This window comes from Duganella sp. Root336D2, from assembly GCF_001425005.1.
GTDB lineage: Bacteria > Pseudomonadota > Gammaproteobacteria > Burkholderiales > Burkholderiaceae_D > Rugamonas.
In genome coordinates, this window is the sequence record NZ_LMDB01000001.1 from 774,989 (window position 1) to 792,767 (window position 17,779).

The following is a 17,779-nucleotide window of genomic DNA, read 5'->3' on the forward strand; positions in this document are numbered from 1 at the left end:
GCGGCAGTGCGAAAAAGACATTGTTGCCTTGCGAAGATGTAGAATCAGGGCCTTTGACCATTTCCACACCAGGACGCCATACATGACAGAACTGAAACGGGGCCTGAAGAGCCGCCACATCCAGCTGATCGCACTGGGCGGCGCCATCGGCACGGGCCTTTTCATGGGCATTGCGGACACCATCACGCTGGCCGGGCCTTCCGTGCTGCTTGGTTACGCAGTGGCCGGCTTCATCGCCTTCTTTATCATGCGCCAGTTGGGCGAGATGGTGGTCGACGAGCCGGTCGCCGGCTCCTTCAGCTACTTCGCCGACAAATACTGCGGGCATATGGCGGGCTTCATGTCGGGCTGGAATTACTGGGTGCTGTATGTGCTGGTCAGCATGGCCGAATTGACGGCGGTGGGCATCTATATGAAGTTCTGGTTCCCCGACCTCGCCCCATGGATCAGCACCCTGGCCTTCTTCCTGGTCATCAATGCAATCAGCCTGTCCAATGTGCGCGCCTTTGGCGAGATGGAATTCTGGTTCGCCATTATCAAAGTGGTCGCCGTGGTTGGCATGATCGTCTACGGCGCCTACCTGCTGGCCTCCGGCAACGCAGGTCCGGAAGCCACCGTTGCAAACCTGTGGCAACAGGGCGGATTCTTCCCGAACGGCGTCTCGGGCCTGGTCATGGCGATGGCCGTCATCATGTTTTCCTACGGCGGCCTGGAACTGGTGGGCATTACCGCAGCGGAGGCCAGCAACCCTGCCGAGACCATCCCGAAAGCGACCAACCAGGCCATTTACCGCATCCTGATCTTCTACATCGGCGCACTGGGCGTGCTGCTGTCGCTGTACCCGTGGCAGAAAGTGGTCACCGGTGGCAGCCCGTTCGTCATGATCTTCCACGCCCTGAACGCCAATTGGGTCGCGAATATCCTGAATGTCGTGGTGCTGACCGCGGCGTTGTCCGTATATAACAGCGGCGTCTACTCCAACAGCCGCATGCTGTACGGCCTGGCCAAACAAGGCAATGCGCCGAAGGCCCTGCTGGGCGTAAACAAGCGTGGCGTGCCGCTGGCGGCGCTGGGCGTATCGGCCCTTGCCACCGGCATTTGCGTGCTGCTGAATTACTTCATGCCGGGCAAAGTATTTGGCTTCCTGATGGGGCTCGTGGTCTCTTCGCTGGTGATCAACTGGGGCATGATCAGCTGGATCCACCTGCGCTTCCGCGCCCAGAAACAAGCGGAAGGCCTTGAGACAGGCTTCAAGAGCTGGGGCTACCCGCTCACCAACTACCTGTGCCTGGCCTTCCTGGCGGGCATCCTGGTGATCATGTACATGACCGAAGGACTGCGCATCTCGGTGTACCTGATCCCCGTATGGCTGCTGGCACTGTTCATCGGCTACCGCTTCCGCGGCGTTCCCGAGAAGGCGGCCGCGTAATGTCCAAGGTTGCACTCCTGACCATCCACGGCATGGGCGAGCAGCCGCTCGACTATGCCGACGACATGCGGCGCGCGCTGTCGCACCGCATGGGGGCAGCCTTTGCCAACGTCGACGTGCACGGCGTGTACTACCAGCACCTGCTCAAGCCAAATGAGCTGGACGTATGGAACCGCACGCGCGAGCGCGCCACGGTGCGCTACGAGCAGCTGCGCAAATTCATCCTGTTCGGCTTTGCCGACGCAGCTGGGCTGGAAAACCGCAAGGAATACGACAACTCCGTCTACGAGCAGGCGCAGGTGGAGATCGCGCGCGCCCTGCTGGCGATTCTTGCCACCAGTGGGCCGGACACGCCGATCGTGCTGCTGGCGCATTCGCTGGGCTGCCAGGTGATGTCCAGCTTTATCTACGACGCGCAGAAACGCGCCGGCGGTGGCCTGGTCGCAGCCGGGATCTGGAAAGCGGGCCGCATGGCCGACAGCCTGAGCGCGGAACAGCGCAAGTTCCTGCAATGCGGCACGGTGCGCACCTTCGTCACGACCGGTTGCAACATCCCGGTATTCGTCTCGGCCCACCAGCGCATGGACGTCAAGCCTATCAACAAGCCCAATCCCGGCTTCACCTGGCTCAACCTGTACGACCCGGACGACGCCCTGGGCTGGCCGCTGCAGCCGCTGGAAGGCGGCTACGAAACGCTGGTCGAAGACCGCGTAGTCAACGCCGGCCAAGGCATCCTGGACTTCATGACCAAAAGCTGGAATCCCCTGTCCCACACCGCCTACTGGACGGACGACGAAGTCATCAAGCCGCTGGCGAGAGCACTAGCTTCAACTTAAAAAGTCGGGGTCAGCTCCGGCAATCAGACACGGCCTCAGCCGCTGCGCGGCTGAGGCCGTGTCTGATTGCCGGAGCTGACCCCGACTTTCATTTTGCTGCTTCGGCGGCCTGGCGCTGCTGTTCGATGCGGCGGATTTTCTCGGCGACCTTGGCTAGTTCTTCGGGCGGTACGCCGGCTTCACGGCCTTGCTCGAGGTCGGACTGCAGGCGGGCCAGTTCGGGAACTGCTGCTTGCGCGTAGGCGGCAGCCAGACGCTGCTTTTGCGCCAGCTGGTGGGCGGCGTAGGCTTGCGGGTCGGCCAGGACGCTGGCGTCAGGGTGTTCGGTCGGGGCGTCGTGCTGGATTGGCGGTGTGCGGGGGTCGCCGGATTCGCGGGCTTGCGCCAGCGGCAGCCAGGCGGGTGTGCTGGTGTCGACCGGCGCGATGGGGACTCGGCGCAGGCCGTCGCCGTCGCTGTTTTCCGCCTCGGCCGTAGCCGGTTCGCCGGCCACCGGCGGGCGCGGCGCGGGGGGCGGCGCGTCAGGTACGGGCGGCGCGGCGGCACTGGCATCGCCGACGGGCGCCGTTTCGCGAGCGCTGGCGGCGTACCATTGACCTACGACTGCGGCGGCAATCGCGCCGATCACTGCGGCACCTTGCCAGCGTTTCATATGGCCTCCGTGATTTCAATGCGCGCTTTGCCGCGCACCTGTTCGATCATCTCGCCCAGCTGCCGCGCGGCTTTCTTCAAAGCGATCATGCGGCTGGCCTGGTAGCGCACCGTTTCCGATTGCAGCGGGTGGGAGCCTTGCACCTGTTCTTCTACCAGCACGATTTCCCAGTAGGCGGGTTCGTTCGGACCGACCGGGGCGCGGACCGGGGCCGAAGGTTGGCCGGGCGGCTGGCTGAAGGCCAGGCTGGCAAGCCAGTCCTTGCTGCCTTCGGCGCTGATCCAGCCCAGGTCACCGCCCTTGGTTGCGTCGGCCGCACGCGACATCTTGCGGGCGGTGGCGGCAAAGTCGGCGCCTCCCTGCAGGGCTTTCTGCACGCGCTGCGCCTGCGCTTCGTCAGCCACGCGGATGTGGCGGGCGCGGACTTTGTCGATGCGGGCAAACTGGTCCTTGTGCTGGGTGTAGAAGGCTTCGATTTCTTGCGGGCTTGCTTCGCTGGACAGGCGATTCAGCAGCACACTGCCGGAGTCGGTGTCGAGGCCGACGCCGTACAGGTGCTGCAGCGTCACCACGGCCTCGCCGTCGGCAATCGCCCGGCGCAGGTCGGCCACTGCTTCGGCGCCGAAACGCTGCCTGGCCCAGTGCAGGACAAAAGCATTGGCAACAATACGGCGGGCTTGCGCGGCTGCGACGCTGGCGGGCTGCTGCGACAGCGCCAGGCGCCCCTGGACGTTCTGGCGGTAATACACGTCGTACAAAGTGACATGCGCGGGTTCGCCAGCTGGAAGCTGGTAGCGCAGGACGTCGATTGCACCGGCCTGGGTTTGCTGCTCCGGGGTCAACGCGATTTCAAGCCTCAGCGGGCCGGGACGACCGAAGATGGCTTCCAGAGCCGGCTGCGGCATGGGCGGCTGCGCGGTAACCAGGCTTTCCAGCGTGGCGCCAGGCAGCGCCTTGACTGCGGCATCGACCTCTTTTCCATACACTTCGCGCAGCGTTGCGACAAGGCGCTCTTCCAGCGTGACGTCCGGGGCGAAGGCTACCGGAAGGCTGGCTTCCGATTTCGGCGCCGGGGCGTTTGCATACGCTGCCAGCAGGCGGACCTGGATAAGGTCGTCCAGCGCGGCGCGCCGCTCAAGCGACGGTTTGCCGGCGCGCAGCTGCTGCCATAACGTGTCCAGGGTGAAGCTGTATATCGGCTCGCCGTCAATGCGGGCGGCGACCGCAGCGCCATGGACCGCTTCAGCGGCGGTGCGCGGTGCATCTGTCGCGGCGGTGCCCGCCACCGCGTGGGCGCCGGCCAGCGCGGCGGCTACGGCAACCGCGGCGGAGACGGCGGCCCGCACGGCCAAGGCAGCGCGGTGGCGGGCGGCCATCAGTTGGCCAGGCGCTCGGCGGCGCGGTTCAGTACGTGGACCACCATGGCAATCGAGTGCGGAATCATCTTCTTGCCGACCACGACACGGTCGCCGTGCGCATTCGAGGACAGCACAATGCCGCCGTTGGCATACGAGTAGGTGCCGCCTTGCGTCAGCAATGGACGGATATCGTTGCCGCTGGTCGACACCGGTGTGAAATCCGCCATGGCGGCCGCCACCAGCGCGGAGTCGTTCAGGCGTTCGCTGTCGTAGTAGTCGTATACCCACTGCTCCCAGCCCGAGTGGTCGTGCGCGGACGTGGTCCAGGTGTGGTGCGGCTGCAGCAGGTCTGTGGTGTGCAGCACGAAGCCCAGCGACTGCGCGGTCGGCTGCGCCAGGAATTGCGAGAACCAGTACTGGCCCAGGTTGTCGATCGGCTGGAACGGCGCGGCTTCGAAGTCGGCATACATCGAGGGCGTGGAATAGCCGCCCAGGCGGTAGTGCGCCTCGGTGATGCCGTAGGCGTTGTATTTGCTGCCGTCGCCGAACCAGCCTTTCAGGCCGCCGGAGCCGTCGTCCAGGTAATCGCCATACAGCCAGCTCGCAGCCAGGTTGTCGATGTCGCCGGCCACGGTCATCTTGGCGTAGTTATAGCCGCCGAAGGGATTGCCGTGCACGTCGCGCCCGCCAGTGTGGTTCTGGAAATGCCAGAAGGTGGTGTACTTGACGATGCTGGCGCCCGCGCCCCACACCGGCGCCATCTGGCAGTTGCCGGTGGTGGCGCCGCAGATATAGGTGTCGGCGAAGTCGTCGACGTCGTACGCGCCCTGCCCCAGCGCCGCCGCGAACTGCTCCATCGTGTAGCCGGCGCGCGTCACGCCGGCCAGCAGCTTGTTGTAGTTGGTGCTACCAGGATTGGCCTTCATGTAATTGACTGCGTCCAGCACGATACGACGGTGCGTCTCCTGCTGCCATGCGTGGGCCGGAAGGCTTACTGCGGATGCTGCCAGCGCGAGGCTGGCAGCGATGGTGCTCAGTTTCATCTGGTGTCTCCTGGTTGAAAAGAGTCCAGACGATAGCGTCAAATTATGACGGACAGATGAAAAAGTATTCTAAAAATATTAACAAAACTCAGAACTGCTCCCACTCGTCGCCTGCGGTGGCACTGGCGACTTTGCGCTGCCGTGGCGGGCGCACCGCAACGGCCGTGGAAGCGGCGCGGCTGCCGGCACTGCTGGCATTGCGCAACACTGGCGCCGCTTTCAGGTGGGCGGCGCCGATGCGGAATGCGCTCACCGCACGGGCCAGCACTTCGGCCTGGTCCTGCAAGGCCTGCGACGCCGCAGCCGTTTCTTCCACCAGCGCGGCATTTTGCTGCGTGACCTGGTCCATCGAAGTGATCGACTGGTGCACCTGGGCGATGCCGGCATTCTGCTCGGCGGTGGCGGCGCTGATTTCCGCCACGATGTCCGATACCTGCTTCACGCTGGCCACCACATCGCTCATGGTGTCGCCCGCGCGTACCACCAGCTGGGTGCCGGAATCGACCTTCTCCACGCTGTCGTCGATCAGCGTCTTGATTTCCTTGGCCGCTGCGGAGGAGCGTTGCGCCAGGTTGCGCACCTCGGTCGCCACCACCGCGAAGCCGCGCCCCTGTTCGCCGGCGCGTGCCGCTTCCACGGCGGCGTTCAGCGCCAGGATATTGGTCTGGAACGCGATACCGTCGATGACGCTGATGATGTCCACGATCTTGTGCGAAGAAGCGTTGATCGAGGCCATGGTGTCGATCACCTCCTTCACCACCTCGCCGCCCTGCACCGCGATCTGCGAGGCATTCCGCGCCAGCTGGTTGGCCTGGCGCGCATTGTCCGAGTTCTGGCTCACGGTGGAAGTCAGCTGCTCCATGCTGGAGGCGGTTTCCTCCAACGCCGCCGCCTGCGCCGAAGTGCGGTTATTCAGGTCGCCGGTGCCGGCCGCGATCTGGCGCGACGCCGTGCTGACCGCATCCGCCGCCGAACGGGCCGTGCCAACCACGCCGCCGATCTCACCCAGCAGCTTGTTGAAAGCCGCGCCGGCATGGCCGATTTCGTCCATCCGTTCCACCTCGACCTGGTGCGTCAGGTCCAGCGAAGAGCTGACGTCTTCCATCGTGCCCTGCATCCGGTCCAGCCCGCCGGTGATCACCAGGTACATCTTGTAGCCCATGAACGCCACGATCAGCAGCACCGCCACGGTGACCGCAACCAGGATGGTCAGCGCCTTCGAGTAATCGGCATCGCTGTCGGCCTTGACCTTTTCGATCAGCTTCTGGTTGTAGGCAACGTGGTCGTCCAGGCTTTTCTTGACGCCGGCCGCGCCCAGCGCCAGCGGCGATCCCGCCACCAGCGTGGCCCGCACGCCGTCCATATCGCCCGCGTGCGCAGCGGCGATAAAGGGCACCAGCGCCAGGCGGTAGGTTTCCATGACCGCCTTGTCCTGCTCCAGCATCTTGCGGTCGGTCTCATCGAACACATTGTTCCTGGCGTAGTCGGCCAGCACCTTGTCGAAGTTGGCGTGGGCGTCGTTGTACGCCTTGTCCAGCGCAGTCTTGTCCGGCAGGTTGGAAAACACCGACAGGCGGTAACCGGCCAGGCGGCTGTCGCTGACCGCCGCCTTGGCGGCATTGATGGCTGAGACGCTCGGGATCAGGCGAGTCTGTACCAGCTCCATGCGCTGCTGCGCGTCGCGCAGTTGCCAAAAGCCTTCGGCACCGACAAACAGCAGGCCGATCAGCGCAATTGCCAGGGTAATGACCAGTCGATTGCTGATTTTCATGATGGGATTTCATCCTATGCAAATGAATCACTATCGCAGCCTCAGGAACATGCAATTGGCCACCTGTATTGATGACGACTATCATCAATACATCATTGCAGTCCAACCTTATATCCAGGAGCTAAACATGTCACTACTCGGCAGCTTCCACACCGCGCTCGGTTTGCTGGCCCTCGCTTCCGGCATCGCCGCCTACGCCCTGCACCGCGGCATCCGCCCGCGCCGCAAGACCGGCTTGCTATACCTGGCCAGCACCCTGCTGGTCAGCCTGACCGGCTTCGGCCTGTTCGCCCACGGCGGATTCGGCAAACCGCATGCCCTTGCCGTGCTCACCCTGCTGACGCTGGCATTCGCCTACGCTGCCGGTTCGCTCGGCTGGTTCGGCGCCGCCGGCCGCAAGATCGAGACCGTCGGCTATTCGTTTACCTTCTTCCTGCACTTCATACCCGGCATTACCGAAACCTTTACCCGGCTCCCTGCAGGCAATCCGGCATTCGACAGTCCAGAGGCCCCGGCCCTGAAAGCGATTGCCGGATTATTGTTCCTGCTTTTCCTGGCCGGCGCACGCTACCAGCTCAAGGCAATGCCATCAGAACTGCGTGGCCAGTGATTCGTGGAAGATCGGCGGCTGGATGTCCGAACCGAAGCCGTTGTCCAGCTCTTCCAGGCGGCGCTGCGGCACGTCCTTGAGGTCCGCAATCTGCGGCGTCCAGCGCAGCAGACGCTCTGCGTCGAAACGATCGACCGCGCAGGCGATCGCATAGCCGCTCATGGCGCTGAGGCGGCTGCGCGCCTGGGCCTGGGCCTCGCGGATCGCCAGCAAATAACGCTCCACCGTCAGGCCGGTCGAGGGCGCCTTGCCAACCTTTTCGCGCAGGCGCATCAGCAAATCGGTGTGCGTCGCCAGCAATTCCATCAAGCCGGAGCCCGGACGCGCAGTCGCCACATCGTGTTCGCCGCGCATCATGTACGTGACTGCCATCGGTTTATGGTTGCTGGTCACCACGCGGATACTGCCGCCCACCATCGACATGATGCTGAAATAGATCCCGTCTGTCTTGCCGGCCTCCGGCATCAGCTTCAATTGCTGGATTTCGATGATCATGCTGCCTTCGGCATCGGTAAACATGGCCGCAACACCGGCCAGTGTCGGTGCACTCGGATAGGTGGTGTAGTCGCCGAGCGGGCGAAACCCGCGGGTAGCAAGCTGGGTCGCATAATCGTCGATCAGGCTCCAGTCGACCTGCTTGCGGGCCTGGGCGCTGGCGCGGTCGATGTGGACGTAAGAGGCAAGCTCCTGCACGCGCGAAAGCAGGCCCTGCCGAATCCTCGATGCCGTCCGCAGGAAAGTCGCCAGTCCGACGCCAACAACCAGTATCGCCGGCCACAGCATGCCGCCGGGCGCGCCAAGCAATGGAATGAGGATGGCAGCCAGCGCAGCACACACGATGCTGTTGAATACACAATTCCTGAACAATGCCTTCTTCAAATGCAGCGTCATACACTCTCCCAATCAGATGGGGAAAATTATAGCGATGCAGATGGGGTTGAAAATGCGCGCATTCTCACCATTCATCACCAATCATCATGAAAGGTGCTGGCTGAACCAATCACGTGCAAGACGTGCAACTTCTTCCAGCGCGCCCGCTTCCTCAAACAGATGAGTCGCTCCGGGCACGATGTCGATGCGTTTTTTGCAATGGAGATTATGGAAAGCAGATTCGTTAAGCTCGATGACACCTTCGTCGCGGCCGCCGACAATGAACAGGGTTGGCGCAGCCACCCGGGCCAGCGCCACCTGCCCGGTCAAATCGGGCCGGCCGCCGCGCGACACCACGGCTGCCACGTCCTTGCGTTCCGCGGCAAACTGCAAGGCGGCAGCGGCGCCGGTGCTGGCGCCGAACAGGCCGAGCGGCAGGCCGCGCGCCGCGACGCAGGCCGCCAGCCAATCGGCGGCCAAGCCAAGGCGTTCAGCCAACAGGCTGATATTGAAACGCGTGCGGTAGACCTGGTCTTCGGCCGGCGTGAGCAAGTCCACCAGCAAGGTGCCGATGCCGGCCGCGCGCAAGACGCCAGCCACGAAATTATTGCGCGGACTGAAGCGGCTGCTGCCGCTGCCGTGCGCGAACAGGACCACGCCCTTCGCCCCGGTGGGCAGATCAAGCGTGCCTTCGAGCTCTCCGGCAGGGGTGGCAATACTGGCTGTTTCGTGAAGCATGGCGGGCGTACCTCCTGGCCCACTATACCTCCGGCGGCAAACTCAATGCGCGCGGATCGCTTTCAATTCGGCACTTAGCCAGGCCTTGCTTTCCACCGGCGCGGCCGCGCCGCATCGGACCAGATACGGCTTGCCGCTCGAGCTGCTGGAGCTGGCGCCGAGGTCGATGAACTGGTCGGCGCTCTTGACCAGGTCCTTCTTCTCCAGGTATTCCAGCTTGCGCAGCAGGTGGCTCCTGGCGTCGGCGCCGCTGTACCAGCTGCCGTTGCGGTTGAACTGGCATCCGGACGACTGCAGGCGCGTCAGCAGCGCCTCGACTTCGGCACGGGCCGGGGGCGGCAGCGGTGCGGCCTGGACTCCGGCACAAGCCAGGGCGAACACCAGGGCGAGGATCTTGCGCATCATTTCTCCTTCCTGCGAACGTTGTAGGGCGCGAGGATGTTCCCGCAGCGGATATTGCCGGCAGCGACACGCGCATTAAATGCATGCAGCTCTTTTTCAAGGCTGGTGCCCTCCGCGTTCAGACTGGCGGCGCGCGCGTTCAGTTCATCCTGGCGTGCATTGTAGGCGGCGACGGCTGCGCTGTCGGTACGATTGACCTGGGGCGAGGCAGCTTCATGCGCCGATAAATCGGCGGAGGTGCGCTCCAGTGCCGTTTCGTGTTCGCGGAAGCGGCGTGTCAGCGCCTGGCGCTGCGGGCGCAGTTCGCCCTCTTCCGCCATGCAGGCTTTGTAGGCCGGGGTATTGGGCTGCGGCGGCATCGGCTGCGCGAACGCGCCGCAGGCGAAAGTGGTCGCGGCAGTGGCCGCGGCGAGTATCATATATTTCATCTGTGGGGCAAGGACTTTTAAGGCAACAAACAATTCAGATTTACAATCCTACAACATCTGGCCGCAAACCCGTGTGCTAATATGCGGCAGCCTTTTTTTGGCGATCCCAAAAGAGAAGAGATACTGGAGAGACAAGTGAGCATTTTTAGGACTAAGAACCTGGACGACATGCTGGCAACCGCCCGTACCCCTGGCGGTCTGCAGAAAGTGCTGGGTCCGATGGACCTGGTGCTGATGGGCATTGGCGCCATCGTGGGTACCGGCATCTTCGTCTTGACCGGCACCGGCGCACTGACCGCCGGCCCGGCCCTGACGATTTCCTTCGTGGTCGCAGCACTGGCCTGCGGTTTCGCCGCCCTGTGCTACGCCGAATTCGCCTCGACCGTTCCGGTTGCCGGCTCCATCTACACTTATAGCTACGCCACCCTGGGCGAACTGGTGGCATGGATGATCGGCTGGGACCTGATGCTCGAATACGGCCTTGCCACATCCGCCGTCTCGGTAGCCTGGTCCGGCTACTTCCAATCGCTGATCTCCGGCATCGGCATCCACATGCCGGCCGCGCTGAGCGCCGCACCGGGCGCCGTTCCAGGTGTCACCACGTTCTTCAACCTGCCGGCCTTCGTCATCATGATCGTGCTGACCGCCATGCTGGGCTGGGGCGTGCGTGAATCGGCCCGCGTCAACAACATCATGGTAGTCATCAAGATCGGCGTGGTGTTGCTGTTCATCGCCGTTGGCGCCGGCCATGTGAAGCCAGCCAACTGGCAGCCATTCATGCCATTCGGCCCATCCGGCGTGATGAGCGCCGCCGCGCTGGTGTTCTTTGCCTTCATCGGTTTCGACGCCGTGACTTCCGCAGCGGAAGAAGTGAAGCGCCCTGAGCGCGACCTGCCGATCGGCATCATCGGCTCGCTGGCGGTCTGCACCATCCTGTACGTGATCGTGGCCGGCATCATGACCGGCATCGTCCCTTACCAGCAATTCCTGGGCGTTGACCACCCGGTCTCGCTGGCACTGCAATACGCCGGTGAAAACTGGTTCGCCGGCTGGGTATCGCTGGGCGCGATCCTGGGCATGACCACCGTGATCCTGGTGATGGCCTACGGCCAGACCCGCATCATCTTCGCCATGTCGCGCGACGGCCTGCTGCCCAAGAAGCTGTCGCAGGTACACCCGAAATACCACACCCCGTTCTTCGCCACCTGGATGGTCGGCCTGATCTTCGGCTTCATCGCCGCCCTGGTACCGCTGAACGTGCTGGCCGAACTGGTCAACATGGGCACCCTGGCCGCCTTCTGCCTGGTGTCGATCGCCGTGATCATCATGCGCAAGAAGCGCCCGGACCTGCACCGCGCCTTCCGCTGCCCTGGCGTGCCGGTGATTCCCGGCCTGGCGGTTATCTTCTGCCTGTCGCTGATGGCCTTCCTGTCGGCCATTACCTGGCTGGCTTTCGGCATCTGGCTGGCCATCGGCCTGGTGGTGTATTTCGGCTACTCGCGCCACAACTCCGAGCTGGGTAAAGCGAAGTAAGCAGCACACTCCCCCATGAAAGCCCGCAGCTGCGGGCTTTTTTCATTGTTGCGCGCCTACCACGAAAAATGGCGCAGCCGCCCGCAATCTGTAACACTGGGGCCCGTAGTCAGCTTGTTCGCCACCAATAACGACGGGAGAAAGCATGACGATGAAAAGAATGTGCAGCGCGCTTGCCGCGCTTTCAGCAGCCAGTTTCACCATCGTGGCAAGCGCCCAGGAAGGCGGGCCTACCGTCACCATCAGCGGCTTCGGCACCGCCGCCCTCACCTCCACCGACACCGACGACGCTGAATTCATCCGCCCCAACCAGGCATCGGGCGTGAGGAAGGATTGGCGCACCGGCGTCGATTCGAACTTCGGCATCCAGGCCACGGTCAAAGTCAACGACATGATCTCGTTCACCGGCCAGGGCCTGGTGCGCAAGGATGCCATTGACCATTACCGCGCGCAGGCAGCGTGGGCCTTTGCCAAGTTCAAGGTCAACGATGAATTCAGCGTGCGCGTCGGCCGCATGGGCGCGCCGATCTATATGATTTCCGACTTCCGCAACGTGGGCTACGCCAACACCATGCTGCGCCCGCCGGCTGAAGTCTATCGCCAGGTCACGCTGGACTCCTTCGACGGCGTCGACCTGCTCTACCAGCACAGCTTCGGCGACACCTCGCTCAGCGTGCAGGTGGGCACCGGCCGCGCCGACGTTGACCAGCCGGCGCAGGACGTCGAGTTCCGCAAGATGCTGCTGCTGCACGTGGTCGCCGAAAACGGCCCGTTCACACTGCGCTTCGGCCGCGCGCAGGCCGACTTCAGCGTGGTCGACAATCCCACCCTGGCCGGGCTGGTGACCACGCTTCGTACCTTCGGATTTGGCTCGGTGGCGAACATGATCCCGCTCAACGACGTCAAGGGCACCTTCACCTCCGTCGGCGGCACCATGGACTGGAAGAACGTGGTGCTGCAGGCCGAATACGCCATGCGCCGCACCGATACGCTGATCGTGCACGACACCAACTCGTGGTACGCGATGGCGGGCTACCGCTTCGGCAAATTCCTGCCCTACTACTACCACGGCAGCATCAAGCAGAAGTCGGACCGCAGCGTGGCAGGCTTGCCGACCACCGGCCCGCTGGCGCCGCTGGGCCTGGGCGTCAACGGCCTGGCCAAGGCGGCGCTGCAAAGCTCGGACGCGATCGGCGTGCGCTGGGACTTCTACAAATCGCTGGCATTGAAAGTCCAGGTCGACCACATCAAGCCGAAAGACGGGCCCGGAGCGTTCATCAATTACAAGCCTGGCTTCAATGAGTCAGTGAACGTGTACGCGGTAGCACTCGACTTCGTGTTCTGAGGAGGCAGCCATGGACAAGCGAATCAAGCCGCTGCTGGCCGCAGCGATGATGTGTGCCGCCCTGCCCGTGCTGGCAGCCGAGATCGTGGTAGTGGTCAATCCGAAGAACCCGGCCTCGCGCATGTTCAGCGAACAGGCAGCCCAGTTCTTCCTCGGTAAATCGACCCTGTTCACGCCGATCGAACATACCGAAGGCCCGCTGCGCAATGAGTTCAGCCAGAAGGTGCTGGGCAAGGACAGCGCCCAGGTCAAGGCGCAGTGGTCAAAGCTGGTGTTCACCGGCAAAGGCACGGCGCCCAAGGAGTACGGCTCCAGCGCCGAGGTGAAGAAAGCCGTTGCTGCCGACGTCCAGGCCATCGGCTATATCGAGAAGTCCGCCGTCGACGACAGCGTCAAAGTCATCCTCACTGTGCAGTAAATTCAGGGTCAGGTCCGGCAATCGGACAAATTTGTCCGATTGCCGGACCTGACCCCGACTTTCATGCGATGATCGACGGAATGCGCCAACCCGTCCTCGCCTACATCGTCGCCATGCTCATGCTGAGCACCCTGGGCGTGTACGTCCAGGAGGCGGGCCTCGATCCAGTGACCACCGTGTTCTTCCGCTGCGCCATCGGCGCCGCAGCCCTCGCGCTCTACTGCGGCTGGAAAGGCAGGTTCAAGCGCGAGCACATGCCGCCGCGCGCCTTCAAGCTGGCAGCCTTCAGCGGGGTACTGATGGTGGTCAACTGGGTCACTTTCTTCGAAGCGATCCGCCGCATCGGCATCGCCGTCGCCACCATCGTGTTCCATGTGCAGCCCTTCATGGTGCTGCTGCTTGGCGCGCTAGTGTTGCGCGAACGCCTGGCCGCCAACAAGCTGGCCTGGGTCGCGCTGGGCTTCGGCGGCCTGGCACTGGCTTGCGGCGTGCGTTTCGACGAGCCGATGGATGCCAACTACCTGCTCGGCATCGCCAGCACGCTGACCGGCGCCCTGGCCTACGCCGGCGTGACCCTGACCACCAAATCGATGCGCGGCACGCCGCCGCACCTGACCGCGCTAGTGCACTGCATGACCGGCGCACTGTTGCTGGGCGCATTCAGCGCGATCCCTGCCGGCGGCCTGAGCGCCGCGCAGTGGGGATGGCTCGGCACCCTCGGACTGGTGCCGACAGCAATGGCCTATGTGATGATTTACGGCGCGACGCCGCGCATGGAAACCGCGGCAATCGCGGTGCTGACCTTCATCTACCCCGCAGCAGCGGTGTGCTGGGACTACCTGGTCTACGGCCACCTGATCAGCGCCTGGCAGATCGCAGGCTTCGCCCTGATCGTGTTGGCCAGCCTCGGAGTCAACCTGAATTGGCGAATTACTGTCGGAAAACTTTACAGTCGGTAAATGTTTCTTTCGTAAGTGCTTGATTTTCCTATATGGCATAAATTTTGCTTAAATGCATTTCTGTTTGATTAATAACAAAATGGACCCTGAATGAACTTCAAAGCAATTTTCGCAGCACTGGCAGTAGCCGCCTCGATCCCAGCATCTGCAGACGTTATTTACACGAACAACTTCGAATCCAACGCCAACGGCTTCAGCGGCGCCGGCGCCCTGACCGCCACCCAAGGTTACAGCCAGCTCGGCTTCGGCCAGCAAATGCTGCGCAATGGCGCCACTGGCAATCCAGCGGCCGCGTCGGTATTGAGCCTGAACTTTGCCAGCGCAATCAACGCCCCGACCCTGAAGCTGTCCTTTGGCGCCATCGACTCGTGGGATGCCAACAACGGCTACGGCCCGGATTACTTCAATATCCGTGTCGATGGCAAAGAGCTGTACAAGCAAAACTTTGACACGTTCGGCAATTCCGCGTCTGACGCGCACCTGACCTTCCTCAACCACTCCCACCTGGGCTTCTATGGCTGGGAAGACCAGGCCTATGAAATGAGCTTCACCCTGGACAACCTGGCCGCTGGCACGCACAGCATCGAGTTCTTCGCTTCCGGCGCTGTCTGGCAAGGCGACACGGACGAAAGCTGGGCGATCGACAATATCAGCCTGACCGGCGAACGTGCGGCCCCTCCAGCCGACATACCTGAACCAGTCAGCGGCGCCCTGCTGCTGGGCGGCCTGGGCGCAATGGCCCTGGCACGCCGCCGCCGCCGCGCTTGATCGCTTTAAACGCGCGCCTCAACCCGGCGCGCCGAACATCGCTTCGGCGCGCTGGAACAGGATCCACGAAGTAGCCACATATTTATCGCCGCTGCGCGATACATTTCCCTTGTGCGTATGGGTGAAGCCGGCCGGCGCAATAATCAGCCGGCCCTGGCGCGCCTCCACCTTGCGCTGCTGGTAGTAGAACTCCGTCTCCCCGCCCTCCGCCACATCGTTCAGGTAAAACTGGAACAGCAATGCGCGGTGCAGCGTTTCGCAGCTCGCATTCTGCGGATAAATCTCGGAATGCCAATGGTGGTAGCCGCCGCTGGCCCGCAAATATTTCTGCACATTGATCGGACCGGCACGGTACATGGACTGGATCAGCTGCGCCAGGTAAGGCCGGCCGCAGCGCTCGAAATTGTCGATATCGAGCGTGACCGGCTGCCCGCTTTCCGGATCGGCCACGCGCGGCGATAGCGCGCCCGCGAGCAGCATGCGGTATTTGTCCATGTAGCGCGACAGGTGGGCCAGCACGCTGGCCATCATCAGGTTGGATACATCGTTCCATTCCGCGTGCTGGCTGATGGTCAGGTCATAGCTGTCCTTCTTCGCCACATCGACGCCCTGCCCCGTCTTGCCGCGCACGGCTTTGCCGCTGGCCTCGAAACGCGCCAGGATCTGCTGGCATTGCTCGGCCGTCAAGGCGCCGTCATAGATTTCGATAAAGTCGTCCATGCCGGGCAGCATACGGCAAATCCAACTTTCATTTGTTAAGTTTGAGACAGCGACTTGCAAAATGTCTCATTCTTAACAAAAGTGTATGCTAAATTCAACAGCCCGCTACAACTGGAGACATTTTGATAGATTTCCCGGATTTTTCTCCCTACACTCAGTCCCAGTCGAGTGAAAAATCTTTTCACTACGGCAAAAATAATTCATGCCGAACAACGGCTCAAGGATATACACCTTACACAGAGTGGAGATTTTCATGGTTCAGAAGCAATTCCAGGTTTCCAAAATCGCATTCGGCGCCAAGCTGCTGGCTGGCGTCATCGCTTTCGGCGCAATGGGCAACGCCTTCGCAGCAGACGATAGCGCACGCTACATTGTCACCTTCCATGCTGGCAAATCCGGCAACATCAAACAGCACGTCGCCAAACTGAAAGGCAAGCTGAAGCACGAAGTGTTCGGCGCCGATGCGATGGCTGTTGAACTGTCGAAAGCCGAGCTGGCAAACTTGAAAAAGCACGCTGACGTGATCGACGTCGAAGAAGACGTGAAACGCTATCCATTCGCCACCACCTCGCCATCGACCGGCACGCCATACCAGCTGGGCCAGCTGGTACCGTGGGGCATCAAGGCAACCCAGGCTGACCAGCTGTCCGACGCCAACACCGCCAACCGCAAAGTCTGCATCATCGACTCCGGCTACGACCGCGCGCACGAAGACCTGAACGGCAACAACGTGACCGGCGAGTACGACTCCGGCACCGGCTGGTGGTACACCGACGAAAACCACCACGGCTCGCACGTGGCAGGCACCATCGCCGCCATCAACAACAGCGGCACCGGCGTGGTCGGCGTGAACCCGAACAAGAACCTGAAACTGCATATCGTCAAAGTATTCGGCGCAGACGGCTGGGCCTACTCTTCGACCCTGGCTAGCGCGGTCAACAAATGCGTGACCGCTGGCGCCAACGTGATTTCGATGTCCCTGGGCGGCGGCGGTTCGAGCAAGACCGAACAGCGCGCCTTCGATTCCGCTCAGTCCAAAGGCATCCTGTCGATCGCCGCTGCAGGCAACGACGGCAACACCGTTGTCTCCTACCCAGCAGGCTACTCCAGCGTGATGATGGTCGCCGCCGTCGACGAATTCAAGAAATGGGCCACCTTCTCGCAGTACAACAGCAAGGTTGAAATCTCCGGCCCAGGCGTGGCAGTGCTGTCGACCGTACCGATGGGCGCCGGTTCCGAATCCCACCTGAGCGTAGGCGCCAGCACCTACGCTCCAGGCGACATGGACGGCTCGCCTAAGCTGACCCGCACCGCTCCGCTGGCCGACTTCGGCCTGGGCGATGCGGTCAACAGCTCAGTGTCCGGCAAGGTCTGCCTGATCCAGCGCGGCACCGTGGACTTCGCCACCAAAGTGTCGAACTGCCAGGCATCCGGCGGCGTCGGCGCGATCGTGTACAACAACGCAGCTGGCACCTTCGGCGGCACCCTGGGCACCACCGTGACCAGCATTCCTTCGGTGACCGCGACCGATGTCGACGGCGCAGCGATGAAAGGCCAGCTGGGCCAGTCTGCGACCGTCGAAGTGAAGGCCACCAACTACTCCTTCTACGACGGCACCTCGATGGCAACCCCGCACGTGTCGGCTGTCGCGGCACTGGTGTGGTCCTACTTCCCAACCTGCACCGGCTCGCAGATCCGCTCCTCGCTGACCAAGTCCGCGCTGGACCTGGAAACCGCTGGCAAGGACAACAAGACCGGTTACGGCATGGTGCAAGCCAAGGCAGCCTACGACCGCATCAAGTCCCTGGGCTGCGGCAACTAAGTTACTGCTTTCTCCAAGCACGAAGGGCGCCTCGCGGCGCCCTTTTTTTATTCGGTGCCAGGTCTGTCATTTGGACA

18 protein-coding genes are annotated in these 17,779 nt (G+C 62.7%); 9 read left to right on the top strand and 9 right to left on the bottom strand.

All coding sequences use genetic code 11. The features are described from left to right. Positions 1-82: 82 nt before the first annotated feature. Positions 83-1,429 (top strand): amino acid permease, encoded by a 1,347-nt coding sequence (locus ASD07_RS03235; protein ID WP_055925024.1) that lies wholly within the window; start codon positions 83-85, stop codon positions 1,427-1,429. Continuing rightward, positions 1,429-2,265 (top strand): hypothetical protein, encoded by an 837-nt coding sequence (locus ASD07_RS03240; protein WP_055925027.1) that lies wholly within the window; start codon positions 1,429-1,431, stop codon positions 2,263-2,265. Before ASD07_RS03235 ends, ASD07_RS03240 begins: the two co-directional genes overlap by 1 nt. 88 nt (positions 2,266-2,353) lie before the next feature. On the opposite strand, the gene ASD07_RS03245 is transcribed toward ASD07_RS03240, so the two are convergent. The 4 genes from ASD07_RS03245 to ASD07_RS03260 all read right to left on the bottom strand — a co-directional run bounded on the left by ASD07_RS03245 (position 2,354) and on the right by ASD07_RS03260 (position 7,089). Then, complete coding sequence (locus ASD07_RS03245; protein WP_055925030.1) at positions 2,354-2,917, bottom strand: hypothetical protein; 564 nt, start codon at positions 2,915-2,917, stop codon at positions 2,354-2,356. Beyond that, the gene (locus ASD07_RS03250) at positions 2,914-4,293 is read right to left on the bottom strand and encodes a peptidylprolyl isomerase (protein WP_055925033.1); all 1,380 of its coding nucleotides are present in this window, start codon (positions 4,291-4,293) and stop codon (positions 2,914-2,916) included. Before ASD07_RS03250 ends, ASD07_RS03245 begins: the two co-directional genes overlap by 4 nt. Then, positions 4,293-5,318 (bottom strand): hypothetical protein, encoded by a 1,026-nt coding sequence (locus ASD07_RS03255; RefSeq protein WP_055925036.1) that lies wholly within the window; start codon positions 5,316-5,318, stop codon positions 4,293-4,295. Before ASD07_RS03255 ends, ASD07_RS03250 begins: the two co-directional genes overlap by 1 nt. An 88-nt stretch (positions 5,319-5,406) precedes the next feature. After that, positions 5,407-7,089 (bottom strand): methyl-accepting chemotaxis protein, encoded by a 1,683-nt coding sequence (locus tag ASD07_RS03260; protein WP_055925039.1) that lies wholly within the window; start codon positions 7,087-7,089, stop codon positions 5,407-5,409. Between the two features lie 127 nt (positions 7,090-7,216). Here ASD07_RS03260 and ASD07_RS03265 point away from each other — a divergent pair, with 127 nt between their 5' ends. Further along, positions 7,217-7,699, top strand: coding sequence for a hypothetical protein (locus tag ASD07_RS03265; protein ID WP_055925349.1), 483 nt, complete (start codon positions 7,217-7,219; stop codon positions 7,697-7,699). Here ASD07_RS03265 and ASD07_RS03270 read toward each other — a convergent pair. The 4 genes from ASD07_RS03270 to ASD07_RS03285 all read right to left on the bottom strand — a co-directional run bounded on the left by ASD07_RS03270 (position 7,679) and on the right by ASD07_RS03285 (position 10,128). Beyond that, positions 7,679-8,590, bottom strand: coding sequence for a hypothetical protein (locus tag ASD07_RS03270; RefSeq protein ID WP_055925041.1), 912 nt, complete (start codon positions 8,588-8,590; stop codon positions 7,679-7,681). The two genes, ASD07_RS03265 and ASD07_RS03270, sit on opposite strands and share 21 nt — an antisense overlap. An 84-nt stretch (positions 8,591-8,674) precedes the next feature. Then, positions 8,675-9,307: a dienelactone hydrolase family protein gene (locus ASD07_RS03275; RefSeq protein ID WP_055925044.1), complete on the bottom strand. Its 633-nt coding sequence runs from the start codon at positions 9,305-9,307 to the stop codon at positions 8,675-8,677. A 42-nt stretch (positions 9,308-9,349) separates the two neighbouring features. Then, the gene (locus tag ASD07_RS03280; RefSeq protein WP_055925047.1) at positions 9,350-9,712 is read right to left on the bottom strand and encodes a DUF5329 domain-containing protein; all 363 of its coding nucleotides are present in this window, start codon (positions 9,710-9,712) and stop codon (positions 9,350-9,352) included. Further along, complete coding sequence (locus tag ASD07_RS03285; protein WP_055925049.1) at positions 9,709-10,128, bottom strand: hypothetical protein; 420 nt, start codon at positions 10,126-10,128, stop codon at positions 9,709-9,711. Before ASD07_RS03285 ends, ASD07_RS03280 begins: the two co-directional genes overlap by 4 nt. 144 nt (positions 10,129-10,272) lie before the next feature. On the opposite strand from ASD07_RS03285, the gene ASD07_RS03290 reads away from it, so the two are divergent. The 5 genes from ASD07_RS03290 (at position 10,273) to ASD07_RS03310 (ending at position 15,160) form a co-directional block, all read left to right on the top strand. Then, a complete protein-coding gene (locus tag ASD07_RS03290) occupies positions 10,273-11,670 on the top strand; it encodes an amino acid permease (RefSeq protein ID WP_055925052.1) in 1,398 nt (465 codons plus the stop codon). A 145-nt stretch (positions 11,671-11,815) separates the two neighbouring features. Continuing rightward, complete coding sequence (locus ASD07_RS03295; RefSeq protein ID WP_055925055.1) at positions 11,816-13,015, top strand: porin; 1,200 nt, start codon at positions 11,816-11,818, stop codon at positions 13,013-13,015. A gap of 10 nt (positions 13,016-13,025) precedes the next feature. Beyond that, positions 13,026-13,433: a hypothetical protein gene (locus tag ASD07_RS03300; protein WP_055925060.1), complete on the top strand. Its 408-nt coding sequence runs from the start codon at positions 13,026-13,028 to the stop codon at positions 13,431-13,433. A gap of 80 nt (positions 13,434-13,513) precedes the next feature. Further along, the gene (locus tag ASD07_RS03305) at positions 13,514-14,392 is read left to right on the top strand and encodes a DMT family transporter (protein ID WP_156397827.1); all 879 of its coding nucleotides are present in this window, start codon (positions 13,514-13,516) and stop codon (positions 14,390-14,392) included. A gap of 90 nt (positions 14,393-14,482) precedes the next feature. Beyond that, on the top strand, positions 14,483-15,160 hold the full coding sequence (locus ASD07_RS03310; protein ID WP_055925066.1) for a PEP-CTERM sorting domain-containing protein: 678 nt from the start codon (positions 14,483-14,485) through the stop codon (positions 15,158-15,160). Positions 15,161-15,178: 18 nt separating this feature from the next. On the opposite strand, the gene ASD07_RS03315 is transcribed toward ASD07_RS03310, so the two are convergent. Next, positions 15,179-15,892: a 2OG-Fe(II) oxygenase gene (locus ASD07_RS03315; RefSeq protein ID WP_229207040.1), complete on the bottom strand. Its 714-nt coding sequence runs from the start codon at positions 15,890-15,892 to the stop codon at positions 15,179-15,181. A gap of 241 nt (positions 15,893-16,133) precedes the next feature. Here ASD07_RS03315 and ASD07_RS03320 point away from each other — a divergent pair, with 241 nt between their 5' ends. Next, a complete protein-coding gene (locus ASD07_RS03320; RefSeq protein ID WP_055925069.1) occupies positions 16,134-17,702 on the top strand; it encodes a S8 family serine peptidase in 1,569 nt (522 codons plus the stop codon). Positions 17,703-17,779 lie beyond the last annotated feature (77 nt).

Bases quoted from the DNA above. Each gene is read 5' to 3' on its own strand.
- ASD07_RS03270 (WP_055925041.1), bottom strand. From the start codon at position 8,590: ATGACGCTGCATTTGAAGAAGGCATTGTTCAGGAATTGTGTATTCAAC.
- ASD07_RS03255 (WP_055925036.1), bottom strand. From the start codon at position 5,318: ATGAAACTGAGCACCATCGCTGCCAGCCTCGCGCTGGCAGCATCCGCA.
- ASD07_RS03260 (WP_055925039.1), bottom strand. From the start codon at position 7,089: ATGAAAATCAGCAATCGACTGGTCATTACCCTGGCAATTGCGCTGATC.
- ASD07_RS03245 (WP_055925030.1), bottom strand. From the start codon at position 2,917: ATGAAACGCTGGCAAGGTGCCGCAGTGATCGGCGCGATTGCCGCCGCA.
- ASD07_RS03310 (WP_055925066.1), top strand. From the start codon at position 14,483: ATGAACTTCAAAGCAATTTTCGCAGCACTGGCAGTAGCCGCCTCGATC.
- ASD07_RS03320 (WP_055925069.1), top strand. From the start codon at position 16,134: ATGGTTCAGAAGCAATTCCAGGTTTCCAAAATCGCATTCGGCGCCAAG.
- ASD07_RS03285 (WP_055925049.1), bottom strand. From the start codon at position 10,128: ATGATACTCGCCGCGGCCACTGCCGCGACCACTTTCGCCTGCGGCGCG.
- ASD07_RS03295 (WP_055925055.1), top strand. From the start codon at position 11,816: ATGACGATGAAAAGAATGTGCAGCGCGCTTGCCGCGCTTTCAGCAGCC.
- ASD07_RS03240 (WP_055925027.1), top strand. From the start codon at position 1,429: ATGTCCAAGGTTGCACTCCTGACCATCCACGGCATGGGCGAGCAGCCG.
- ASD07_RS03275 (WP_055925044.1), bottom strand. From the start codon at position 9,307: ATGCTTCACGAAACAGCCAGTATTGCCACCCCTGCCGGAGAGCTCGAA.
- ASD07_RS03280 (WP_055925047.1), bottom strand. From the start codon at position 9,712: ATGATGCGCAAGATCCTCGCCCTGGTGTTCGCCCTGGCTTGTGCCGGA.
- ASD07_RS03235 (WP_055925024.1), top strand. From the start codon at position 83: ATGACAGAACTGAAACGGGGCCTGAAGAGCCGCCACATCCAGCTGATC.
- ASD07_RS03305 (WP_156397827.1), top strand. From the start codon at position 13,514: ATGCGCCAACCCGTCCTCGCCTACATCGTCGCCATGCTCATGCTGAGC.
- ASD07_RS03265 (WP_055925349.1), top strand. From the start codon at position 7,217: ATGTCACTACTCGGCAGCTTCCACACCGCGCTCGGTTTGCTGGCCCTC.
- ASD07_RS03315 (WP_229207040.1), bottom strand. From the start codon at position 15,892: ATGCTGCCCGGCATGGACGACTTTATCGAAATCTATGACGGCGCCTTG.
- ASD07_RS03300 (WP_055925060.1), top strand. From the start codon at position 13,026: ATGGACAAGCGAATCAAGCCGCTGCTGGCCGCAGCGATGATGTGTGCC.
- ASD07_RS03250 (WP_055925033.1), bottom strand. From the start codon at position 4,293: ATGGCCGCCCGCCACCGCGCTGCCTTGGCCGTGCGGGCCGCCGTCTCC.